The 19,723-nt window shown below is 43.9% G+C and carries 11 protein-coding genes; 6 read left to right on the forward strand and 5 right to left on the reverse strand.

From position 1 onward, the window contains the following. Window positions 1-46: 46 nt before the first annotated feature. The 4 genes from BMX56_RS18385 to BMX56_RS18400 form a co-directional block, all read right to left on the reverse strand. Window positions 47-2,584, reverse strand: coding sequence for a phosphocholine-specific phospholipase C (locus BMX56_RS18385; RefSeq protein WP_090651142.1), 2,538 nt, complete (start codon window positions 2,582-2,584; stop codon window positions 47-49). A gap of 145 nt (window positions 2,585-2,729) precedes the next feature. Next, window positions 2,730-3,893 carry a TIGR03364 family FAD-dependent oxidoreductase gene (locus tag BMX56_RS18390; protein ID WP_090651143.1) on the reverse strand — a complete coding sequence of 388 codons (1,164 nt, stop codon included), beginning with the start codon at window positions 3,891-3,893 and terminating at the stop codon, window positions 2,730-2,732. Beyond that, complete coding sequence (locus tag BMX56_RS18395) at window positions 3,890-5,227, reverse strand: DUF5690 family protein (protein WP_090651365.1); 1,338 nt, start codon at window positions 5,225-5,227, stop codon at window positions 3,890-3,892. Before BMX56_RS18395 ends, BMX56_RS18390 begins: the two co-directional genes overlap by 4 nt. Before the next feature lie 191 nt (window positions 5,228-5,418). After that, entirely contained in the window at window positions 5,419-5,997 is a 579-nt protein-coding gene (locus BMX56_RS18400) for a helix-turn-helix domain-containing protein (protein WP_090651144.1), read from the reverse strand. A gap of 268 nt (window positions 5,998-6,265) precedes the next feature. Between BMX56_RS18400 and BMX56_RS18410 the strand changes: the two genes are divergently transcribed. The 6 genes from BMX56_RS18410 (at window position 6,266) to BMX56_RS18435 (ending at window position 17,137) form a co-directional block, all read left to right on the forward strand. Next, window positions 6,266-6,850, forward strand: a complete 585-nt coding sequence (locus tag BMX56_RS18410; protein ID WP_090651146.1) for a phosphonate degradation HD-domain oxygenase — start codon at window positions 6,266-6,268, stop codon at window positions 6,848-6,850. Between the two features lie 180 nt (window positions 6,851-7,030). Beyond that, window positions 7,031-10,309 (forward strand): SusC/RagA family TonB-linked outer membrane protein, encoded by a 3,279-nt coding sequence (locus BMX56_RS18415; RefSeq protein ID WP_090651147.1) that lies wholly within the window; start codon window positions 7,031-7,033, stop codon window positions 10,307-10,309. Between the two features lie 14 nt (window positions 10,310-10,323). Then, window positions 10,324-11,898 (forward strand): SusD/RagB family nutrient-binding outer membrane lipoprotein, encoded by a 1,575-nt coding sequence (locus BMX56_RS18420; protein WP_090651148.1) that lies wholly within the window; start codon window positions 10,324-10,326, stop codon window positions 11,896-11,898. A 72-nt stretch (window positions 11,899-11,970) separates the two neighbouring features. After that, entirely contained in the window at window positions 11,971-14,721 is a 2,751-nt protein-coding gene (locus BMX56_RS18425) for a hypothetical protein (RefSeq protein WP_218152451.1), read from the forward strand. Between the two features lie 61 nt (window positions 14,722-14,782). Continuing rightward, on the forward strand, window positions 14,783-15,598 hold the full coding sequence (locus BMX56_RS18430; RefSeq protein ID WP_090651149.1) for a glycerophosphodiester phosphodiesterase family protein: 816 nt from the start codon (window positions 14,783-14,785) through the stop codon (window positions 15,596-15,598). A 147-nt stretch (window positions 15,599-15,745) separates the two neighbouring features. Beyond that, window positions 15,746-17,137 carry a Gfo/Idh/MocA family protein gene (locus tag BMX56_RS18435; RefSeq protein WP_090651150.1) on the forward strand — a complete coding sequence of 464 codons (1,392 nt, stop codon included), beginning with the start codon at window positions 15,746-15,748 and terminating at the stop codon, window positions 17,135-17,137. Between the two features lie 187 nt (window positions 17,138-17,324). On the opposite strand, the gene BMX56_RS18440 is transcribed toward BMX56_RS18435, so the two are convergent. After that, complete coding sequence (locus BMX56_RS18440) at window positions 17,325-19,634, reverse strand: glycoside hydrolase family 3 N-terminal domain-containing protein (protein WP_090651151.1); 2,310 nt, start codon at window positions 19,632-19,634, stop codon at window positions 17,325-17,327. Between the last annotated feature and the right edge of the window lie 89 nt (window positions 19,635-19,723).

Raw genomic sequence — 19,723 nt, forward strand, 5'->3', positions numbered from 1 at the left:
AACTTAACAAAGTTCCCGGGCTAAAAATAAACGTACAAATGAATCTTTAAACCATTTTGCCCATCAATGGGTCGCTAAAGCTATGTTTACCACTTTCCACCCGGCCGGCATATCTTTTTTCGAAAGCGTGCGACCCGGTTACTTTTATGCTGAAATCATACCAGCCATGGCTTTTGGAAAGGTCAAGAACTAACGTGCTTTGGCCTTTTTTATTTACTACAACTCTTTGATTATTGGTTTTATAACCATGATCGGTTACTTGCATATTATAGGTCTCATCGTGGCTTAAATTGGCCATTTTCAGCACGATGTTAGCTTGCTGATAATCGCAGGTTACATCCAGCAACGGATCGGCCGCGGTACCCTTGTATTCGCGATAAAAACCATTTGGTCCGTACACGCGCAGGTGGTATTCGCCATTTTCAAATTCATGTAAAGGCCAAACATCTGCAAGGCTATCACCAGCGGTTAGCGCGTATGCCCAGGTACGCAAAGGCTCCATTTTTTGCGGATCTCTGAAACTGGCGTATTTGCCAGGGGCATATACATTGAACGGCGAGCCCAAAGCTTTATCGCCAAATAACTGTTTGCTCGCATTAAATTTTATCCCGAATGATTTTTTATCGGCACTTAATTTCCCATCAGCATATAACTGGTATGGCAACGCTGATGATGGCTTAATACCTTTTTCCTGTTGCGGTATGTAAGGTGACGCATGCGGAGTTTTGTTAATCAGCGCTATCTCTTCCGCAGTCAGCAACTTATAATCATTTGGCAGTTTTTTAAATTGCGCTTTATGGATGCCTTCTAAAAACATCTCCCTGGCTACAAATTCGGGGTTAGGAATAGTTTCGCCATTGTACGGACGGAAGGTGGTTGAAAGATCGCCACAAACCGTACGGCGCCAGTTGCTTATATTAGGTTCAACAACCTTTTTGCCGGTTTTATGACTCAGGAATTTTTCTAAAAACTGCAGGGTTGATGTATGGTCAAAAACCTCCGAATTTACCCAACCTCCCCTACTCCAGGGCGATGCGATAACTAATGGCACACGGAAGCCAAGGCCAATAGGACTTTCGCGATCAAAAACTTCGGGGAAGTTGTTTCGTGCTTTTTCCTGCTCGTAGGTTACAAACTCAACGCTGGTATCAATCCCTTCCGATACCTTGCCTGTTCCTGCTTTATGCGGATGCGGGGCCGTAAAAGGTGGCACATGGTCAAAATAACCATCATTTTCATCGTATGCTAAAATAAAAATGGTCTTTTTCCAAACCTCGGGGTTTTGGGTTAATATATCCATTACTTCGGATACATACCAGGCACCATACCAGGCCGAGCTTGGATGATCAGAAAAATGCTCGGGCGCCGATAGCCAGGAAACCGTTGGCAAATGACCGTCTTTTACATCTTCCCTAAACTGATGCAGCACATCGCCTTTAGGCACCAACAACTCACGCTCGGTGCCACCATCATTATATTTTAACGGGCTTAAAATGCGGTAATGCGGGTCGTTGGTATTGGTTACAAAACCCTTCTGGTGAAGGTTTTTTTCGCGTTGTGATAATGTGACAAACTTACCCGGATCAAGGCTGGCCATGTCTTTTTTTACATTCTCCAGGTCGCGACGTTTTTGTTTAAGCTGTTTTTTTAAGTGATCGATATGCGCATCGCCCACTGGTAAAGCGGCAATTTGCTTTTCAATAGCATCTATTTCCCCGGGTAAATCTGTTGATTGTTTTTGCAGGTGGGCTATGTGCCTATCATACAATTTAATATTATACTGGCCAAAAAACTCCAGTGGATTATCCTGGAAGTTGGATAGCCAGGGGTCTTCTTCACCCTTAAGGCCGGTATCTATGGCAATCTCGTTTTGGTAGTGTTTCCAGGAGATGTTATGGTCTTCCAAACGCTCGGGGAACGTGCCCCAGTTGAGCGTGCCGTAATCCATATCATCATTCCAAACGTGGGCTAAGGAATTTTCATGCTGCTCGGCGCGGATGGTGCCCGTAAAAAAGTACAGCCTGTTGGGATTGGTACCGGTTAAAGCCGAACAAAAATTCTGGTCGCAAACGGTAAAGGCATCGGCAAGTGCGTAATAAAAAGGAATATCCTCGCGGCTGTGGAAACCCATTGTTAAAGGCATATCCGAGTATTCTTTAATACTGTTGCGTTTAACATTCAGCCATTGGTCAAACCTGCCATCATTACGCGCATTTACCTGGTTGGCCCATGAATGTGGCAACGAACTCATCCAGGTGGCTTTGGTGTTTTTAATATCCAGGTGAAAAGGCGCATAAGTTTCGCCTTTATGGTTTGATTGCAGCCAAACTTTGTTTTTATTGGGCAGATCGATAGCCCTCGGATCGTTATAACCACGCACACCTTTCAGCATCCCGTAGGTATGATCGAACGAGCGGTTTTCCTGCATCAGGATCACGATGTGTTCTGCATCAAGGTAAGTGCTGCCGGGTGCAGGGTTAATGGCCATGGCCTTTTGAATAGATTCGGGCAAAAGGCTTGTTAAGCCGGCGGCCCCGGTTAGCAAAGCCGCTTTTTTAAGAAAATCCCGTCTTGAATCGAGCATAATTATTAGGTTGTATGTTTTACGTTATACGTTGTACGTGAAATGTTAAATATAGTATGGTATACCATCTATGGACTATAGACGATGAACCATAGACCATAGATGATGCACTATCGTCCATGGACTATGGTCCATCAACTATGATCTACCTGGCGGCTATCACCTGCTCGCACAAGCCTAATGAAAGGGTCATCCCGTTACCGCCAAGGCCATTAATAATAGTTACACCCGGCTCCACGTCAACAATAAGTTCGGTTGCACCATTGGTCATCTTTGGTAGTATTCCGTGCCATGATTGCAGCAACCGCCAGTCTTTAAAATTAGCAAAGGTATGTAAGTAGCCTGTTATCATTTCATTAATAAACGCCTTATCAAATGGATCATGCACCAGGCCATATTCGTGCGAATCGCCGATGGTTAGTTCGCCATTGCCGTTTTGGGAAGCCATTACATGGATGCCCCATTTCAAATGTGTAGCGTATTGTTCCTGGTAACGTGCGCGCAAGGCCGGTAGCGAAGCAGCAACCTGGAAGCCGGGATAATGTATCATAGATAAGCCGCCACAAAGCGATGGCCCAATGCGCCAGCCATCAGGCTGGCTCACCAGCCGCATCATTTGCAGCTTGCATTTGGTAATATCTGTTTGCGCAAATAACTCCGGATAAAGCGTTTCAAAATCGGCACCACTGCAAACGTAAATTTCATCTGCCTCCCAGGTGCTTTTTCCCGAATATACTTTTGGATGCTCAATACGGCTGATAGCGGTATTCCAATGGAATTCGACGCCATATTTATCGGCCAGGTATGCTGCCACCTGCCCAACAGCTTCCCGAGACTCGATGATCATTTCTTCACCGCTCCATAAAGCGCCTTTTAAACCATCGGTATTAATTGCCGGTGATTTTACAAATGCTTCGCCAGGGCTTAGCAACGCGCAATCACGATGCGCCTGGTTGGCTTCTACATATTCCTTTATCACCTGTAGCTCATCATCATGGTAAGCCAGGTGCAGGGAGCCAACTTCATCATGCCATATTTTAGCCTCGGTACAAATGGTTTTCCAGATGCTGCGCGAAAGCATGGCCCGCTCATACATGGGCCCTGTAGCCTGCCCAATTGGCCATATCATCCCAAAATTGCGGATGGATGCACCAACCGCACGTTCATTGCGTTCAAATACGGTTACCTTATACCCACGCAAAGCCAGCGCCCGCGAAGTAGCCAGGCCAACTATGCCCGCGCCTATTACTATAACAGAGCCCCCCTGCCCCCTGAAGGGGGAGTTTTTTGAAGTATTATTTTCACTCATTTTATTGTTGTCATTAAGTCATCACCCACTGTGTTGTTTTGACTTTTGAATTTTGAATTTTGACTTGATTTAGCGCTTTGTAAAAAATACAGCAGCGATAATACACCACATATGCCGCCTACAATCGCCACTATCATTACGCCTTCTTTAAAAAAAACACCCCAGCTGATGGTGGGCCGGCCAAGTTCTTTTATAAACAGAATACTTACACTACCCAGGTAACCCATCGAATCGGCTATGTACATAATGAAGCCCACATTGCTGCGGTAATTAAAGGTAGCTATCATCCTGTCGAAAAAGATGGCATTATAAGGTACATAACCCATGTAAAGACCAAGGCCGGCCATCGTCATCCAGGTTACAGGGCCAATTATTTTAAGAGAGAAAAGTAAAGTGGCACCACCCACCAATACGCATCCGCCTATGATAAACAGGTGAACGATGCTAAACGCCCTCAAATTCTTTTTAACCAATATCAGCAAGCTAATACCCACCAGTACAATCACCGAGATTATAGAATCAATTCCTGTATAAATGCTATTGCTTTTGATGCCAAGGTCGGCCCATATTTCTACCTCAAAATTGTCGCGTACGTCGCGCATAATGGTCAGCAATACATAAATGATAATGGTGAGGATAATACCGGGCAAAAAACGCATCAAAAAAGCTTTGCGTTCGGCGGCGTTCATGGGGCTGCGCTCGGCCCGCAGGCTGATATCTTCAGGCGTTGGCGCGGGCATTAACTCCATAAAAAAAACAAACAATAACAGGGGCAAAACAAATATGGCACCCGTTAAAAAAGGCATATGAAATTCGTTTACATGAAATACGGTAAGCAGCGTGCGCCCCACCGTTTTTACAAAACCCGATGCAAATATGAGGCTGATAGATAATACAGCCGCCATAAACTCGGTAGACCGGCGCCCTTCCAGGTAACCGAAAACAAGTCCCCATATCAACCCTAAGGGAAAGCCATTAATGAAAAGGAAAACGATATTCCATGGCGCAGGCACAAAAGCAAAGCAAAGCAATGCCCCCCATGCTATGCCAATTAATGTTAATATGTACCGGCCCCTGTTTTTAGCATTTACCTCGGCAATAAACCTGATGCCATAAAATTTGCTGAAAGTATAACCCACTACCTGCGCTATAACCAGCCAAACCTTATAATCAATATGCAGATATTGCTGCCCGGTAAAAGTACCGGCGGCAAAAGCTTTTCGGAACGCATACATTGATGTATACAACCCAAACGCAGACACGGCCGCCATTACCGACAACAAGGAATAAGGCCATTTGGCAACTTTGCCCCTTAACTGTTCTATCAGCCTCATACCCGTCATTGGTTAATCAATGTAAAATTTCAAATGTTTAGCAATACTAAACTTATTTCATTAAAGGCAAACTAAGTTTATGTTAAGGTTTGGTTAATATCAATTTGAGAATTTGAAGATTTGAGAATTTGAAAATTAAACCCAATTAGGCAATTTTCAAATCTTCAAATTCTCAAATTTTCAAATCAACCCTACTTCTTTTCCTCAAAAAAATAAACAACCAGCATGCTTGCAGTTGTGCTGCCCGGATTTTTAGGTGTATGCGGTAGGCGGCCGTCAAACAGCATCGAATCACCCTGGTTTAGCAGCACCTTATAGTCATCAAAATAATACTCTACGTCGCCGCTTAAAATATACTTGTATTCAAAAGCTTCGGTAGTAACCATTGGCCGCGATGAACCAGGCATCAGGTCAAGCACCACGATATCAACCGTTGACCGGTTAATGGATTGTGTAAATATCCTATGGTAATGAAAGCCCGATGCATGCTCCTTTTCAAAATGCTCATACTCGTCTTTACGTTTAATAAGCACAGGAAAATAATTACTTTTCGACCGGATATCTTTAAAAAATTCGTTCATATCTATCTCAAGCGCTTTAATAATATCTATTAATACAATAAGCGATGGTATGGTACGGCTATTTTCAATTTGCGATATCAGTCCCTTACTTACATTAGCGCGTATGGCCAGTTCCTGTACGGTTATATTTTTTTCGCGGCGGCGTTCTTTTATCCGGTTACTGATTTGTATCAGTATATCTTGTTCCATTTTGTTTAGTATTGGTAAACACTCGCAAAGTAAAAAAAAATGTCAAGCCCCCCAACCCCCTGAAGGGGGAGTTTTTGATTTGCATGGTGCTTTGCCCCCATTATTATAATAAACCTGACTGTTCACTTTTTGGTATCTTATACATAAAACAGATAAAAAACGTATCATTCAAAATGTTCCCCCTTCAGGGGGTTAGGGGGCTTTTTTCACAAACATTTAATAATATAGTAACCTCAATCGGCTTAATTTGCACTAAAAACCTACCAACATGACTTATTCTGCTTATGACCCACAGGCTGTGGTGAACGAAATATTTTCACTATATGAAAAATATGGCGACGAAGATTATATAGGCGAACCTGTTTCACAATTGGAGCATATGTCGCAGGCTGCTGCCCTGGCTAAAGCCGAAGGCTTTGACGACGAAGTAGTATTGGCCGCTTTTTTTCATGACATTGGCCATTTATGTGCCGAGGCCGGCGAAGCCGAAAGCATGGATGGCATGGGCAATGTAGACCATGAACAAATTGGCGCCGATTTTTTACTGGAACGCGGTTTTTCCGAAAGGGTTGCCAACTTGGTACAGGGCCATGTAATTGCCAAAAGATACCTCACTTTTAAATACCCGGAATACTATAACCGCCTGTCGGACGCCAGTAAAGCTACCCTTAATTTCCAGGGCGGGGTAATGACTGCTGATGAAGCCGCCAACTTTGAACTAAACCCTGATTCTGAGCTGATTATAAGACTCAGGTACTGGGATGATATGGCCAAAGAAATGAATACACCTGTTGATAATATCGACTATTTGAAAGGTATTGCACTTGCTCATTTACAACAGGTTAACCCTTAATGGCCATGTGTTAATTTTCCATAAAGAAGATGTGATATTTTCGTTACAAAAACTACCTGCTTAACACAGGGTAAACAAAAGCTTAAGTATAGCTTAATACTAAATTGGTTTACTAATAATAAACAAAGTTTAGCATTGCTGTATGAAAAAACTACATGTTTCACCCTTAAATTTTAGCAGATGAATAAGTTTTACCAGAGACTAAAAACCGTTATTACGGTTTTGTTATTTTGTATTGCGCCATCTATATTATTAGCTCAAAGCAAAATAAGCGGTACAGTTACCGACGAGAACCACTTACCAGTACCCGGTGTAAGTGTACGCATTAAAGATCAAAACAGAGGTACGGTTACCGATATTGAGGGCCGTTACATTATTTCGGCAAGTGCCGGTCAAACACTTACATTTTCGTTTATTGGCTACACCCCACAAAACATTGTGGTTGCCGATAAAAATGTAATTAATGTAAGCTTAAACGGCGACAACAAGGTATTAAATGAGGTAGTTGTTACAGCCCTTGGTATTAAAAAAGAAACCAGGCGCATTGGTTACGCTATACAAACTGTACAAGGCGACGCCTTAACAACTGCCCGCGATCCTAACCCGATCACAGGCTTAATAGGTAAAGTTGCAGGCGTATCTGTTGGCCCATCTGCCGAGTTATTAGGTAACCCTAACGTACTGATCAGGGGTAGCCAGGTATCATTATATGTTGTTGATGGTTTCCCTATCAATACAGATACTTATAACATTAGCCCGGATGATATTGAAACTTACACTGTATTAAAAGGCCCTGCCGCTGCTGCACTTTACGGTAGCCGCGCACAATATGGTGCCATTTTAATCACCACAAAAAAAGGTGCCAAAAACAAAAAAGGTTTAACCGTTGATATCAACAGCAGTACTGTATTAAACAGCGGTTTCCTTGCTTTCCCACGTACTCAAAACTCTTTCGGGCCGGGCGAGAACACCTTTTACGAATTTGTTGATGGTAAAGGTGGTGCACCAGGCGGTGTAGACGGCGACTACGATGTTTGGGGCCCTTATTTTAACGGCCAGTTAATTCCGCAATATGATAGCCCTATTGTTAACGGTGTGCGCCAGGGAACGCCCTGGACAGCACGAGGTAAAGACAACCTGAAAAACTTTTTGAAAGTAGGTTCGCAAACCAATAATAACGTTGCATTAGGCGTCGTTGGAGATACTTACACAACCCGGTTTTCGGTTTCACAGCAACACCAAACCAGCTACATTCCATCGCAATATCTGAATATCGCTAATGCCAATTTATACGCGTCATTTACGCCAACTCCTAAATTGACTTTTGAGGGTAACGTTGATTTCAACAGGCAATCAACAGATAACTTCCCAGACGTTCAATATGGTCCTAATAGTATCATTTATAACATCTCGATATGGACAGGTGCAGATTGGGATATCAACGCACCAGACATTAAAGCCATTTGGCAACCTGGTAAAGTTGGTGTTCAATCGCAATTTGAGGAGTATCAGCGTTACCATAACCCATATTTGTTAACTCAAAAATGGACCCGTGGCCATTACAAAAATGACACTTACGGTTACCTGGGTGGAACTTACAAATTCAATGATAATTTGAATTTAAGGTTACGTTCACAAATTGACACCTACAATATTTTACGCACAGAAGACCTGCCTTTTAGCGCCCACCCTTACGGACGTGAAGGCAACCAGGGTGACTATCGTGAAGATCGCCGTAATTTGTTTGATAACAACACCGAGTTAATTTTAAACTACAACTACACGGTTAAGAATTTTTTAAATTTATCTGGTTTAGTAGGTTCAAACCTGCGTACCATGAGCTACAATTCAAGCTGGGTATCTACAGATTACTTGAACGTACCTGAGGTTTATGCTTTCAGCAACTCAAAAAATCCAATCCAGGCTACCAGCTTTAACGCATCTGAAAGAGTATTGAGTTTTTATGCGTCGTTAGATATGTCGTTCGGTAAATATGCCACCTTATCCGGAACTTATCGTAGAGACAAATCAAGCGCTTTCCAAAACGCGACTACTTATAATTATCCAAGTGTGTCGGCAGCAACTGTAATTTCTGATTATATTAAACTGCCCGAAGCCATTTCATTCCTGAAGGCACGCGGATCATACGCCAATGTAAGAGCCGATGTATCAAGCCCAACTATTGGCCCTGCTCCATTTAGCTCAATTACCGCTTTCGGTGGCAGTACCGGCCCATCATTGTTTAATAATCCGCTGGGTTACGGTTCTACTTATACTTCGCCATACAATGGGCCCGATTATTCGCTGAACCCATCTTATTCAACAAGCAAACCATACAACAATACAACGGCTGGTTATGCAACCAATTCGTTATATATAAATAACATTAAAACATCTACCCGCGTAAACTACGAGGAAGGTTTTGATATTAAATTTTTGCAAAACCGGTTGGGCCTAAGCGCTACTGCGTTCCAGTATATTGATGGTCCAAGAGTATTCGCAAGCCAAATTTCTACCGCCACAGGCTACACCACACTATACTTAAACGCTTTAAAAACTAAACGTTCAGGTTATGAAGGATCATTAGAAGGTACACCTATTAAAAATCTGGGTGGCTTTACATGGAATGTGTTGGTTAACGTATCGAACAATAAAGAAGTATACAAAGAATTGCCTCCGGGTCAAAACGGCACCTACTTAAATTACTACAGCGTAGGCGACCGCACCGACATATTACGCGGCAGCAAATTTTTAAGAACAAAAGAAGGCCAGATTATTAATGACGCAGCAGGCAAACCACTATCAGTTGGTGGCCAGGTATTAGGTCACGAAAATGCTAATTACAACTGGAGCATTGCCAACAAAATCCGTTACAAAAATTTCAGCATGGGCTTCCAGTTTGATGGAGCTGTTGGTGGTGTTATTATCGATTATATGCACAATAAAACCATGCGTGGTGGCGCTAATATCGAAACTGCAACAGGCACCCTTGGCGATGCCCGTTACCAGGATTGGAAAAACTTTGGCGTAGCTGGTTACAACGGTACTTATGTTGGTCCGGGTGTAAACGTATCAAACGGTACAGCAATCAACCTTGATTCAAAAACAGGAGCTATCTTAAACTATTCTGCCTTGCAATTTTCACAAAACAAGCAAACAGCATTGGTGCAGGATTATGTAAGTAAATATTACAACGTAGACGAATCAAACCTGATGGATAAAACCTTCAGCAAACTGCGCGAAGTAACTTTTAGCTACGATTTCCCTAAAGCCTGGTTGCAAAAATCGTTTATCCAAAAGATCTCTGCATCGCTTTATGGCCGTAACCTGTTGTACTTCTATAAGGACAAACGCTTTAAGGATGTGGATCTTGACCAATACAACGGCGCCCAGGCTCAAACTGTATTGCAATCGCCAACAGTACGCAGCTACGGCTTCAACTTAAATTTATCATTCTAAAATAACAGATGAATATGAAAAAGATATTTAGAATTTATTTACTGCCGGTATTCATGATACTTACAGTAACCAGCTGTAAAAAGAGTTTCCAGGAGTTATCTGTTAACCCAAACGTACCAAATGCGGTTCCGGCTTCGCTTCTTTTTAATGGCATATTGAATACCATGGCAGATTTTCCTGATGGTTCAAATGAAATTTATGCCCAGTATTATATTTACAACTACGATTATTACGGTAACAACCGTTATGATTTTGGCAGCGGCGACAACTACTACACTACCTTAAAAAACGTGTTGGCCATGGAAAACCAGGCTGTTAAAGCAGGTGCGCCCGCAGTTAACCCATACAGCGCTCTGGGGAAATTTTTCAGGGCATATTTTTTCAGTAAGATGAGTATGGAAGAAGGCGATATCCCAATGACTCAAGCATTACAAGGTCTTTCTAACTTAACCCCGGCTTATGACTCGCAAAAAACCGTGATGACCCAATCATTAGCCTGGTTAGAAAGTGCGAACACCGATTTAGCTGCTTTGATAGGCAAAGGCGATAACACCCTTGCGGGCGATATCTACCTAAGCAATAGCTTAACAGCATGGCAAAAAGTGGTAAATACTTTTCGGATCAGGTTATTGATCCAATTAAGTAAAAAGAATGGTGATATTGATGTTGCTAATCAATTTGCCACTATCGTTAATAACCCAACTAAATATCCGGTTATGACAAGTGCCGCTGATAACCTGCAATACACTTTCTTGAGCCCAACAAACTATTACCCACAAACACCGGATAACTTTGGCCAAAATGGTTCAAGGCAAAACACATCGGCTACTTACATCGGTTTATTAACCGGCTTAAAAGACCCACGTGTTTTTGTAACTGCTGAACCTGCACGTTACAACGTTGATAACCTGCATCAAAGCCCTACAGCGTTTTCGTCGTTCATTGGTGCCGATCCGGGTTTGGACTTAGGTGTAATGTATAACAACGCAGGCTTACAGAAATACTCATTCCTGAACAGGAAACGTTATTACTCAACCTACACCGGCGAGCCGGCTATTCAAATAGGTTATGCCGAATTGATGTTTAACATTGCCGAAGGTATTAACCGTGGCTGGGCAACAGGTAACGCCGAAGATTATTATATCAAAGGCATCCAAACTTCGTTTGCTTATTATGGTATACCTACAGGCGCAGGTAGCTTTACCGCATACTTTTATCGCCCGGGTTCAACCAGTACAGCAAATTTAGCTAACTATGATACTTATCCCATCAATGTTGATTGGGCTACCTACTACGCACAATCAGGTGTTAAGTATACTGCTGATGCGGCTGGCCTTACCAAAATTTTAACACAAAAATACCTGGCATTGTTCCGTCACTCAGGATTGGAATCTTACTTTACCTACCGCCGTACCGGTGTACCTAACTTTACAACTGGTCCGGGTACGGGTAATAGCGGTCGTATAGCATTGCGTTTCCAGTACCCTGGTTCCGAGCGTACTTCAAATGCTGTTAATTATAACAAAGCATTAGCCGATCAATATAGCGGCAATGACGACATTAACGGTAAAATGTACATTCTTAAATAAAAATTATTAACCTCAACTTTGCAAAGGCCCTCGTCAAACGGGGGCCTTTATTTGGTTAAAAACAATTTATCTATGCCAGTTAAAAACAAGTTTCTTTTATCATTCGCAATCGGCATTGGGCTTATGCCATGCGCCTTTGCCCAAAAGCAGCAGGTAAGCATTTTACAGGTACCCGGGATTAATCAATACTGTAAAATAGATACTGCCGGCGCATCTGTTTTACCCAGCGGCAGGTTAATAACACCAGCCGGCCAAACCATCCGCATAACGCATGATCCTTTCGGGTTATCCATATCTCCCGACGGCAAAAAAGCGGTAACGCTGCATAACGGTGTTATCACCCTTATTGATATTGCCACCATGGGCAGCTCAAGGGTACCATCATACGATAAAAAGATCGCTTCTCCTTTATCTAATGGTTCGTTTTTGGGTGTAGCATTTTCGTCCGATTCAAAAACACTGTACCTGAGCGGTGGCGATAATGGCGCTGTGATTGTATACGATGCCGAAAAGTTTATAAAAACAGATTCGCTATCATTAAATGGCAGGGTTGGCAATAAAGATTATGACGACAGCTTCACATCCGACCTACTGTTTAATGCCGATAGAAACGAGTTACTGGTGCTGGACAGGGGAAACTTCCGTATGGTGCGGATTAATCTGGAAACAAAAAAAATAACCGCATCAATCAATGTAGGTCGCCAGCCCTTTGGCCTGGCTTTAAGCCCCGATAAAAAAACAGCCTTTGTGGCCAACGTAGGCATGTATTCTTACCCATTAATAACCGGAGCTACCCCTAAAAATGCCGATTCAATCATGATCTCGCGGCACCCTTATGGCGATAACACCAAAGAGTCGCGCGAGGGAACTGTTGTTGAAGGCCGAAAGATTCCCGGTGTTGGCAGCCCTTCATCGCCCGAGGCTATGAGCGTTTTCACTATCGACCTGGCAACCAACAAGGTGATCAATAAATTTAAAACCGGCCACCAGGTTGGCCAGATGCTGGAAGATGCCGAAGTAACCGGCGGCGCAAGCCCAAACTCAATAGCTGTTGGCAGCCAATATGCTTATGTTACCAATGCCACAAATGATAATATCACCATTATCGATTACAAAAACCATAAGCTGCTGGGCGATATCCCGATTAAAGTTGACATTCGTATTGATAAATTCCGAGGACTGTTACCTTTCGGCATTAGCTTAAGTAAAGATGAAAAAACACTTTACGTAGCGCTTTTAGGTTTCAATGCCGTTGCGGTAATTGATATCCCTACCCAAACCACCAAAGGGCTTATCCCAACTGGCTGGGGAACATCAAGGGTAAAATTATCGGCCGATGAAAAGGAACTGTATATCACATCCTGCCGCGGCTACGGCGCCGGCCCCAACGGCGGCCATAGTTTTGTTGCCCCACCGCAAGGTACCTACATCGGCGATATACAGTTAGGCACCTTTCAAAAAGTTGCCATGCCCGATAATGCGCAGCTGGCCGGGTACACCCAACAAGTTATCAGCAATACATTTATAAGTAAACCGGTTGATGCTGCTACCAACAACCCATTACCGGTGCTGCCAGGCTCATCGCCTACGCCTATCAAATACATTGTATACATTACCAAAGAAAACCGCACCTACGACGAAATTTTAGGCCAGTTGCCCAACGCCAAAGGCGATAGTACCCTGGCCCGTTTCGGCGTGCATTGCGAGTATACGTTGCCGGATGCTACCCGGATGCAGTTCCCTAACCTTAATGTATCGCCCAACCATATTAAGGTAGCCACACAGTACGCTTTCAGTGATAATTATTACTGCGATAGTGATGCATCTATACATGGCCACCACTGGATGATGGGCGTTATCCCCAACGAATGGGTGGAAGCAAACTCCAACGTGAGCAAAACCGCTAAACTATTTTCAAACGCCCCCGGTCGCCGTTTTCCCGGTTCAACAGGCAGTATGGACCCTGAAGACTATGCCGAAACAGGGGGCCTGTGGGAAGCCCTGGAGCGCAAGCATGTAGACTTTTACAATTTTGGCGAGGCCAACGAAACCGCACACGTGCGCGAAGAATGGGAAGATACCAACACCGGTGCAGCCCATATTGTTATGGTGCCTATGCAAAAGGCTTTATACACACGTACCAGCCATAACTACGCCGGCTTTAACACCAATATCCCCGACCAATTCCGTGTTGAGCAGTTTAAAAGCGAGTTTACCAGGATGTGGATTACCGGTAAAAAGAAAATGCCTTCGCTGATAACCATGCAGGTTCCTAATGACCATGGAGCAGATGTAAGGCCTAAAGACGGCTACCCGTACAGGCAATCGTACATGGCCGATAACGACCTTGCTATTGGCCGCATGCTCGATTTCCTGTCGCACACTAAATACTGGAAAAACATGCTGGTAATTATTACCGAGGATGATCCGCAAGGCGGTGTCGATCATGTGGATGCCCACCGGTCTATCCTGATGCTGGCTGGCCCGTATGTTAAAAAAGGCTATGTAAGCCACACCCATGCCAATTTTGGTTCGATATTAAAAACCATTTATAACGTGCTGGATGTGCCTTATGTAAACCAGTACGACGTTACCGCATCGTTATTACAAGATTTTTTTACCGATAAGCCCGACTATACCCCATATACTTTTATACCAAGCGATACGCGCATATTTGATACAAAAAAGGCAATGGCGCGTTACAGCAAAAACACCAACTGGCGCAAAATTAAAAAAGGTGTTGATATGGACGATGAAGACCGGGAACGCAACGACCATTACAAGCAAAAAGGTAAAAAAACATCGGGCACAATAGTTAACTAACACTTATTAGCCAAAAAGCCCGGTTAAACCCGGGCTTTACTATCTTACTAAATCAATAATCATGAATTTTTTGTTTATCACCATTATAGCCTTCATAGCAGGCCTAACTTCGTTTACGCCTAACCCGGCCCCAAAATCAAAACATAAATTTATTATAGCGGCCCACCGCGGAGACCATGTTATTTATCCTGAAAACACCTTAGCAGCCTATGAGGAGGCCATCAGGAACGAGGCTGACTATGTAGAGATTGACCTGCGCACTACTAAAGACGGCGAGCTGGTTAGCATGCACGATGGCACTATCAACCGCATGACCGACGGCAAAGGCAACGTTAAAGATTTTACCATTGACGAGCTGGAACAGCTAAAAGTAAAAAGCAAGGATACCACAGATAAAACCGTATACCATATCCCTACCTTTAAGCAGATACTTACTACATGCAAAAACAAGATCAATATTTACCTTGATTTTAAAGCCGCCGACCCGGAACAAGCCTACCAGATGATAAAACAATACGGCATGGAAAAACAAGTGCTGGTATACATCAATAGCGCAACCCAGTTCACCGGCTGGCGTAAGGCCGCGCCAAAAATGCCCCTGATGCTGAGTATGCCCGATAGCGTTAAAACGGTAGCGGCAATGGAAAGCTTTATCAATAAATATCAGCCCGATATCCTTGACGGCTCATACAACCAATACACCAATGATATGGTAGCCCTTGCAGCCAAATACAACATCCCGGCCTGGCCTGATATCCAAAGTGCAGGCGAGGGTCCGGCCGATTGGAATAACGCGTTAGACAAAGGCTTAAAGGGCCTGCAGACAGATCATCCGGCCCTATTAATAAAATTTCTGAAGGAGAAAGGGCTAAGGTAAAAGGCACCAAACGTGATTGATACCTGTTATTTAAGGATTAAATAAATTTTGATTGCATTTTAGTTTTGGTTTGCTAAATTGCCTCTCGCAAACCTATGTAACCGCCCCTTGCGGTTTGTGCCAACATTATTTAAAACTTAATTTACCATGTCAACCGACCGCAGAAAATTTATTAAGCACCTGGGTGCTTCCGTTTTGCTTACTTCGGCTACGCTTAATAGCCTGGCAGCCAAAGAAGAACATGAGCTCCGCATCCTGAGCACCGAAAAGCGCGTGGGGCCTAATGATAAAATCCGGATTGCCACCATAGGCATGGGCATTATGGGTTTTGCCGATACCAGGGCCGCATTAACCGTACCCGGTGTTGAGTTGGTAGCCTGCTGCGACCTTTACAAAGGCCGCCTTGACAGGGCTAAAGAACTTTACGGATCTACCCTGTTCACTACCGGCGATCATCGCGAAATATTGGCCCGCAAGGATATAGATGCCGTTATTGTAGCAACCAGCGATAACTGGCACAGCCAGATAGCCATTGATGCCATGCGCAGCGGCAAAGCCGTTTACAGCGAAAAACCCATGGTACACCAGATAAGCCAGGGCCTTGCCGAGATTAAGGCGCAACAGGAAACAAAAATGATTTTACAGGTTGGTAGCCAGCGGGTAAGCAGCATTGCCTATAAAAAAGCAAAAGAATTGTATGAGGCCGGTGCCATTGGCAAAATCAACTCTATCGAGGCATCTTTTAACAGGCAAAGCGCGCTTGGGGCCTGGCAATACACTATTCCCTTTGATGCATCGCCACAGACTGTAGATTGGGCAAGGTTTCAATCAAACGCCAAACTGAAATATGATTATGACGGCAAGCGTTTTTTCAGATGGCGTAATTACCGCGAGTATGGTACCGGGGTTGCCGGCGACCTTTTTGTTCACCTGCTAAGCGGCATACACTTTATAACCGGCTCCAAAGGACCCGAAAGAATCTACTCAATCGGCGACCTGGCCTACTGGAAAGATGGCCGCAATGTGCCGGATGTAATGAGCGCCGTGATCCATTACGGCGAAACAAAAGAACACCCAGCGTTCCAGGTAACACTGCGGGTAAACTTCATCAGCGGCGAGGGCGATCACAGTACTACCAAAATAGTAGGTTCAGAAGGTGTGATGGACCTGATGGGCGATGATAGCTTTTCTATCCGCAAAAACAAAATGCCGGTAGCTACGGGCATCGGAGGCTGGGATTCGTTATCAACTTTTACCGAAGCCCAGCAAAAAGCGTTAATGGACGATTATAACAAACGCTTTTCGCAGGCCGACCAGCAGCAGCCTATTCTCCCAGGCGAGAGTTACCGCGCCCCGGAAGGGTATAATGCATCAAACGATCACTTTGCCAACTTCTTTGATTCCATACGTACAGGTAAACCTGTTGTAGAAGACGCCGTATTTGGTTTCAGGGCTGCGGCACCTTGCCTGGCCTGTAACGACAGCTATTTTGAAAACAAGGTAATTAAGTGGAATGCAGAAGAGATGAAGATAGTGTAGGTATTTAAAACCACACACATCATTGTTAGAAACAAGTGAAAAAATCCCAGACTTACGAAGTTTTAAAACGGCAAAGCCATCAACGATTCCATTGAAAAACAATTAAATGGAGTTAAACTTCGTAAGTTTTTCACTTTGGTTCGGCAAACTCAATCATCACCGCCCCTTTTTAAACCTGTAATTAGGCCTATCTATATTCCAGCTGCTTTTTCAGCACCACGTTATCGGCAGCTTTTGCTATCATTACATCAAAAGTTCCCGGCTCGGTAACCAATTTCATTTGCCTGTTCCAAATTGCTAAATCCTTATAGCTAATGGTAAAACTCACCGTTTTTACCTCACCCGGGGCAAGGGATATTTTGCTAAATCGCGTTAAGCTCATTTCGGGTGTACTTACCGAGTTGATCTTGTTGCCCAGGTACAATTGCACCACCTCTTTGCCCAGAACAGCACCTGTATTTTTAACATCTACCGAAACTGACACCCGTTCATTTTTACTGAATACGGGTTTAGATACCTTTAAGTTATCGTATTGAAAAGTGGTGTAACTTAAGCCATACCCGAAAGCAAACAAAGGATCGGTTGATGAGTATACATAATCCTGTCCCGGTTTTTCAATGGTGCCATGCTGGCGGTTAATTCCTTTTGATGAGTTAACATAGTTATAAAATATCGGGATATGCCCTGTTGATTGGGGCACGCTCATATTTAACCTACCAGATGGGTTTACCTTTCCGAAAAGGATATTGGCAATGGCAGTACCGCCTTTTTCGCCGGGGTACCAGGCTTCTAAAATAGCCGGTACATTATCTTTCTCCCAACTAATGCTCCACGGGCGGCCGTGTACTAATACCAATATCATCGGCTTGCCGGTTTTATAAACCGCCTGCAACAACTCACGCTGAACACCTTGTGGGTTAATGTCGGTTACATCATAACCCTCGCCGCAGGTAAATGGATCTTTAGGCTCGTTACCCGGAGCCTGCCCGTTCCACCCCACACCCGACCATACTACACTTGTAGTACCCAACACCACAACGACCGCGTCGCTTTCATTGGCGGTTTTTACAGCTTCATCAAAACCGCTTTTGTCCAAGCCGGATAGCTCGCAGCCTTTAGCATAATTTACTTTTAAGTTATTTCCTGCAAATTGCTTTATCCCCTCCAAAACGGTTACGCCCGATAGGTTATCGCGGGTAAAGCTATAATCGCCGTATTGTACTTTATTGGCATTGGGACCGATAACAGCTATCGATTTCAATTTGCTGATATTTAAAGGCAACAGGCTTTTTTCATTTTTTAACAAGATGATAGATTCTTCGGCTATTTGCTGCGAGAGTTTGATATGTTCATCGGTATGTAACCTGCTTTTAATGCGTGCAGTATCGGGCAGCGGCTTTTCAAAAAGGCCTGCTTTAAATTTCATGGTCAGGATACGGGTTACGGCGGTATCTATCTGTGCTTCCTTTACCTTACCTGCCTTTACTAATTCAATCAAATGACCATAAACATCCGGGCGCGATGCCTCCAGGTCTACCCCGGCTTTGATTCCCAAAAGTGCCGCATCCGAAGCGGTTTTGGCCACCTTGTGGAAATTATACAGTTGACTTAGGCCGCCATAATCCGAAAAAACATAACCTTTAAAATCCCATTCCTTACGCAATATCTGCTTCAACAAAAATTCATTACTGTGGGCCGGGATACCGTCAATCTCGTTATACGATGGCATAATAGCCGCTATGTTGGCCTCTTGTACAGCTGCCTTAAACGGTGGTAAAAACATTGATCGCAGCTCTCGCTCGCCAAGCTCAGATGGGGCAAGGTTAATACCGGCAATAGGTTTGCTGTAGGCGGCAAAGTGTTTGCCTGTACACATTACTTTATCAAAGGCAATGCTTGTTTTTGTTTTGGCAGGATCGCCCTGCATGCCCCGTACAAATGCCGAACCCAACTGGCCAACCAGGTAAGGGTCTTCGGCAAAGCATTCCTCTACCCTGCCATAGCGGGCATCCCTGATCAGATCAAAAAGTGGCGACAGGGCTTCATCAACGCCCGATGTTGATGCCTCGTAAGCAATGGCAGCGCCCATTTGCTCAATCAGCGCCGGGTTCCAGGTGCTCCCCTGCGCTATTGCCTGCGGGAAGGTAGTGGCGCCGGCCGATAATTGCCCATGCAGGCATTCTCCAATTTGTATGGGTGGAATACCAAGCCGGGTATGCTCGCGCGAGTATTTTTTGGCGGCAATCGATTGTTGGGCAATATCATAAACATTGGTAAAAGGGCTCTCCAATACACCGTAAGCAATCTTGCTTTTGCTTGCTTCGCTTAGCGACGACATGCTCATTTGCCCAACTTTTTCTTCCAGCGTCATCCGTTTTAACAAATCGGCTACACGTTGTGCAACGGGCGCTTTAGGATTTTTATAAAGCTGTGCCTGAACACCGGCAGATAAAATTAAAGCAACTGGAATAATGGCAAATATCTTTTTGCTGATCATTTTTTAAAGAAGTTTGTTTTTATAGATGTAGTATTGAAAGATGGTGTTTATTATATCACCTTTCAATCAATAACCTAAGATACTTCAAC

This window comes from Mucilaginibacter sp. OK283 (genome assembly GCF_900110415.1).
Classification (GTDB): Bacteria; Bacteroidota; Bacteroidia; order Sphingobacteriales; family Sphingobacteriaceae; genus Mucilaginibacter.

Bases quoted from the DNA above. Each gene is read 5' to 3' on its own strand.
- BMX56_RS18440 (WP_090651151.1), bottom strand. From the start codon at position 19,634: ATGATCAGCAAAAAGATATTTGCCATTATTCCAGTTGCTTTAATTTTA.
- BMX56_RS18430 (WP_090651149.1), top strand. From the start codon at position 14,783: ATGAATTTTTTGTTTATCACCATTATAGCCTTCATAGCAGGCCTAACT.
- BMX56_RS18420 (WP_090651148.1), top strand. From the start codon at position 10,324: ATGAAAAAGATATTTAGAATTTATTTACTGCCGGTATTCATGATACTT.
- BMX56_RS18390 (WP_090651143.1), bottom strand. From the start codon at position 3,893: ATGAGTGAAAATAATACTTCAAAAAACTCCCCCTTCAGGGGGCAGGGG.
- BMX56_RS18435 (WP_090651150.1), top strand. From the start codon at position 15,746: ATGTCAACCGACCGCAGAAAATTTATTAAGCACCTGGGTGCTTCCGTT.
- BMX56_RS18385 (WP_090651142.1), bottom strand. From the start codon at position 2,584: ATGCTCGATTCAAGACGGGATTTTCTTAAAAAAGCGGCTTTGCTAACC.
- BMX56_RS18425 (WP_218152451.1), top strand. From the start codon at position 11,971: ATGCCAGTTAAAAACAAGTTTCTTTTATCATTCGCAATCGGCATTGGG.
- BMX56_RS18410 (WP_090651146.1), top strand. From the start codon at position 6,266: ATGACTTATTCTGCTTATGACCCACAGGCTGTGGTGAACGAAATATTT.
- BMX56_RS18395 (WP_090651365.1), bottom strand. From the start codon at position 5,227: ATGAGGCTGATAGAACAGTTAAGGGGCAAAGTTGCCAAATGGCCTTAT.
- BMX56_RS18400 (WP_090651144.1), bottom strand. From the start codon at position 5,997: ATGGAACAAGATATACTGATACAAATCAGTAACCGGATAAAAGAACGC.
- BMX56_RS18415 (WP_090651147.1), top strand. From the start codon at position 7,031: ATGAATAAGTTTTACCAGAGACTAAAAACCGTTATTACGGTTTTGTTA.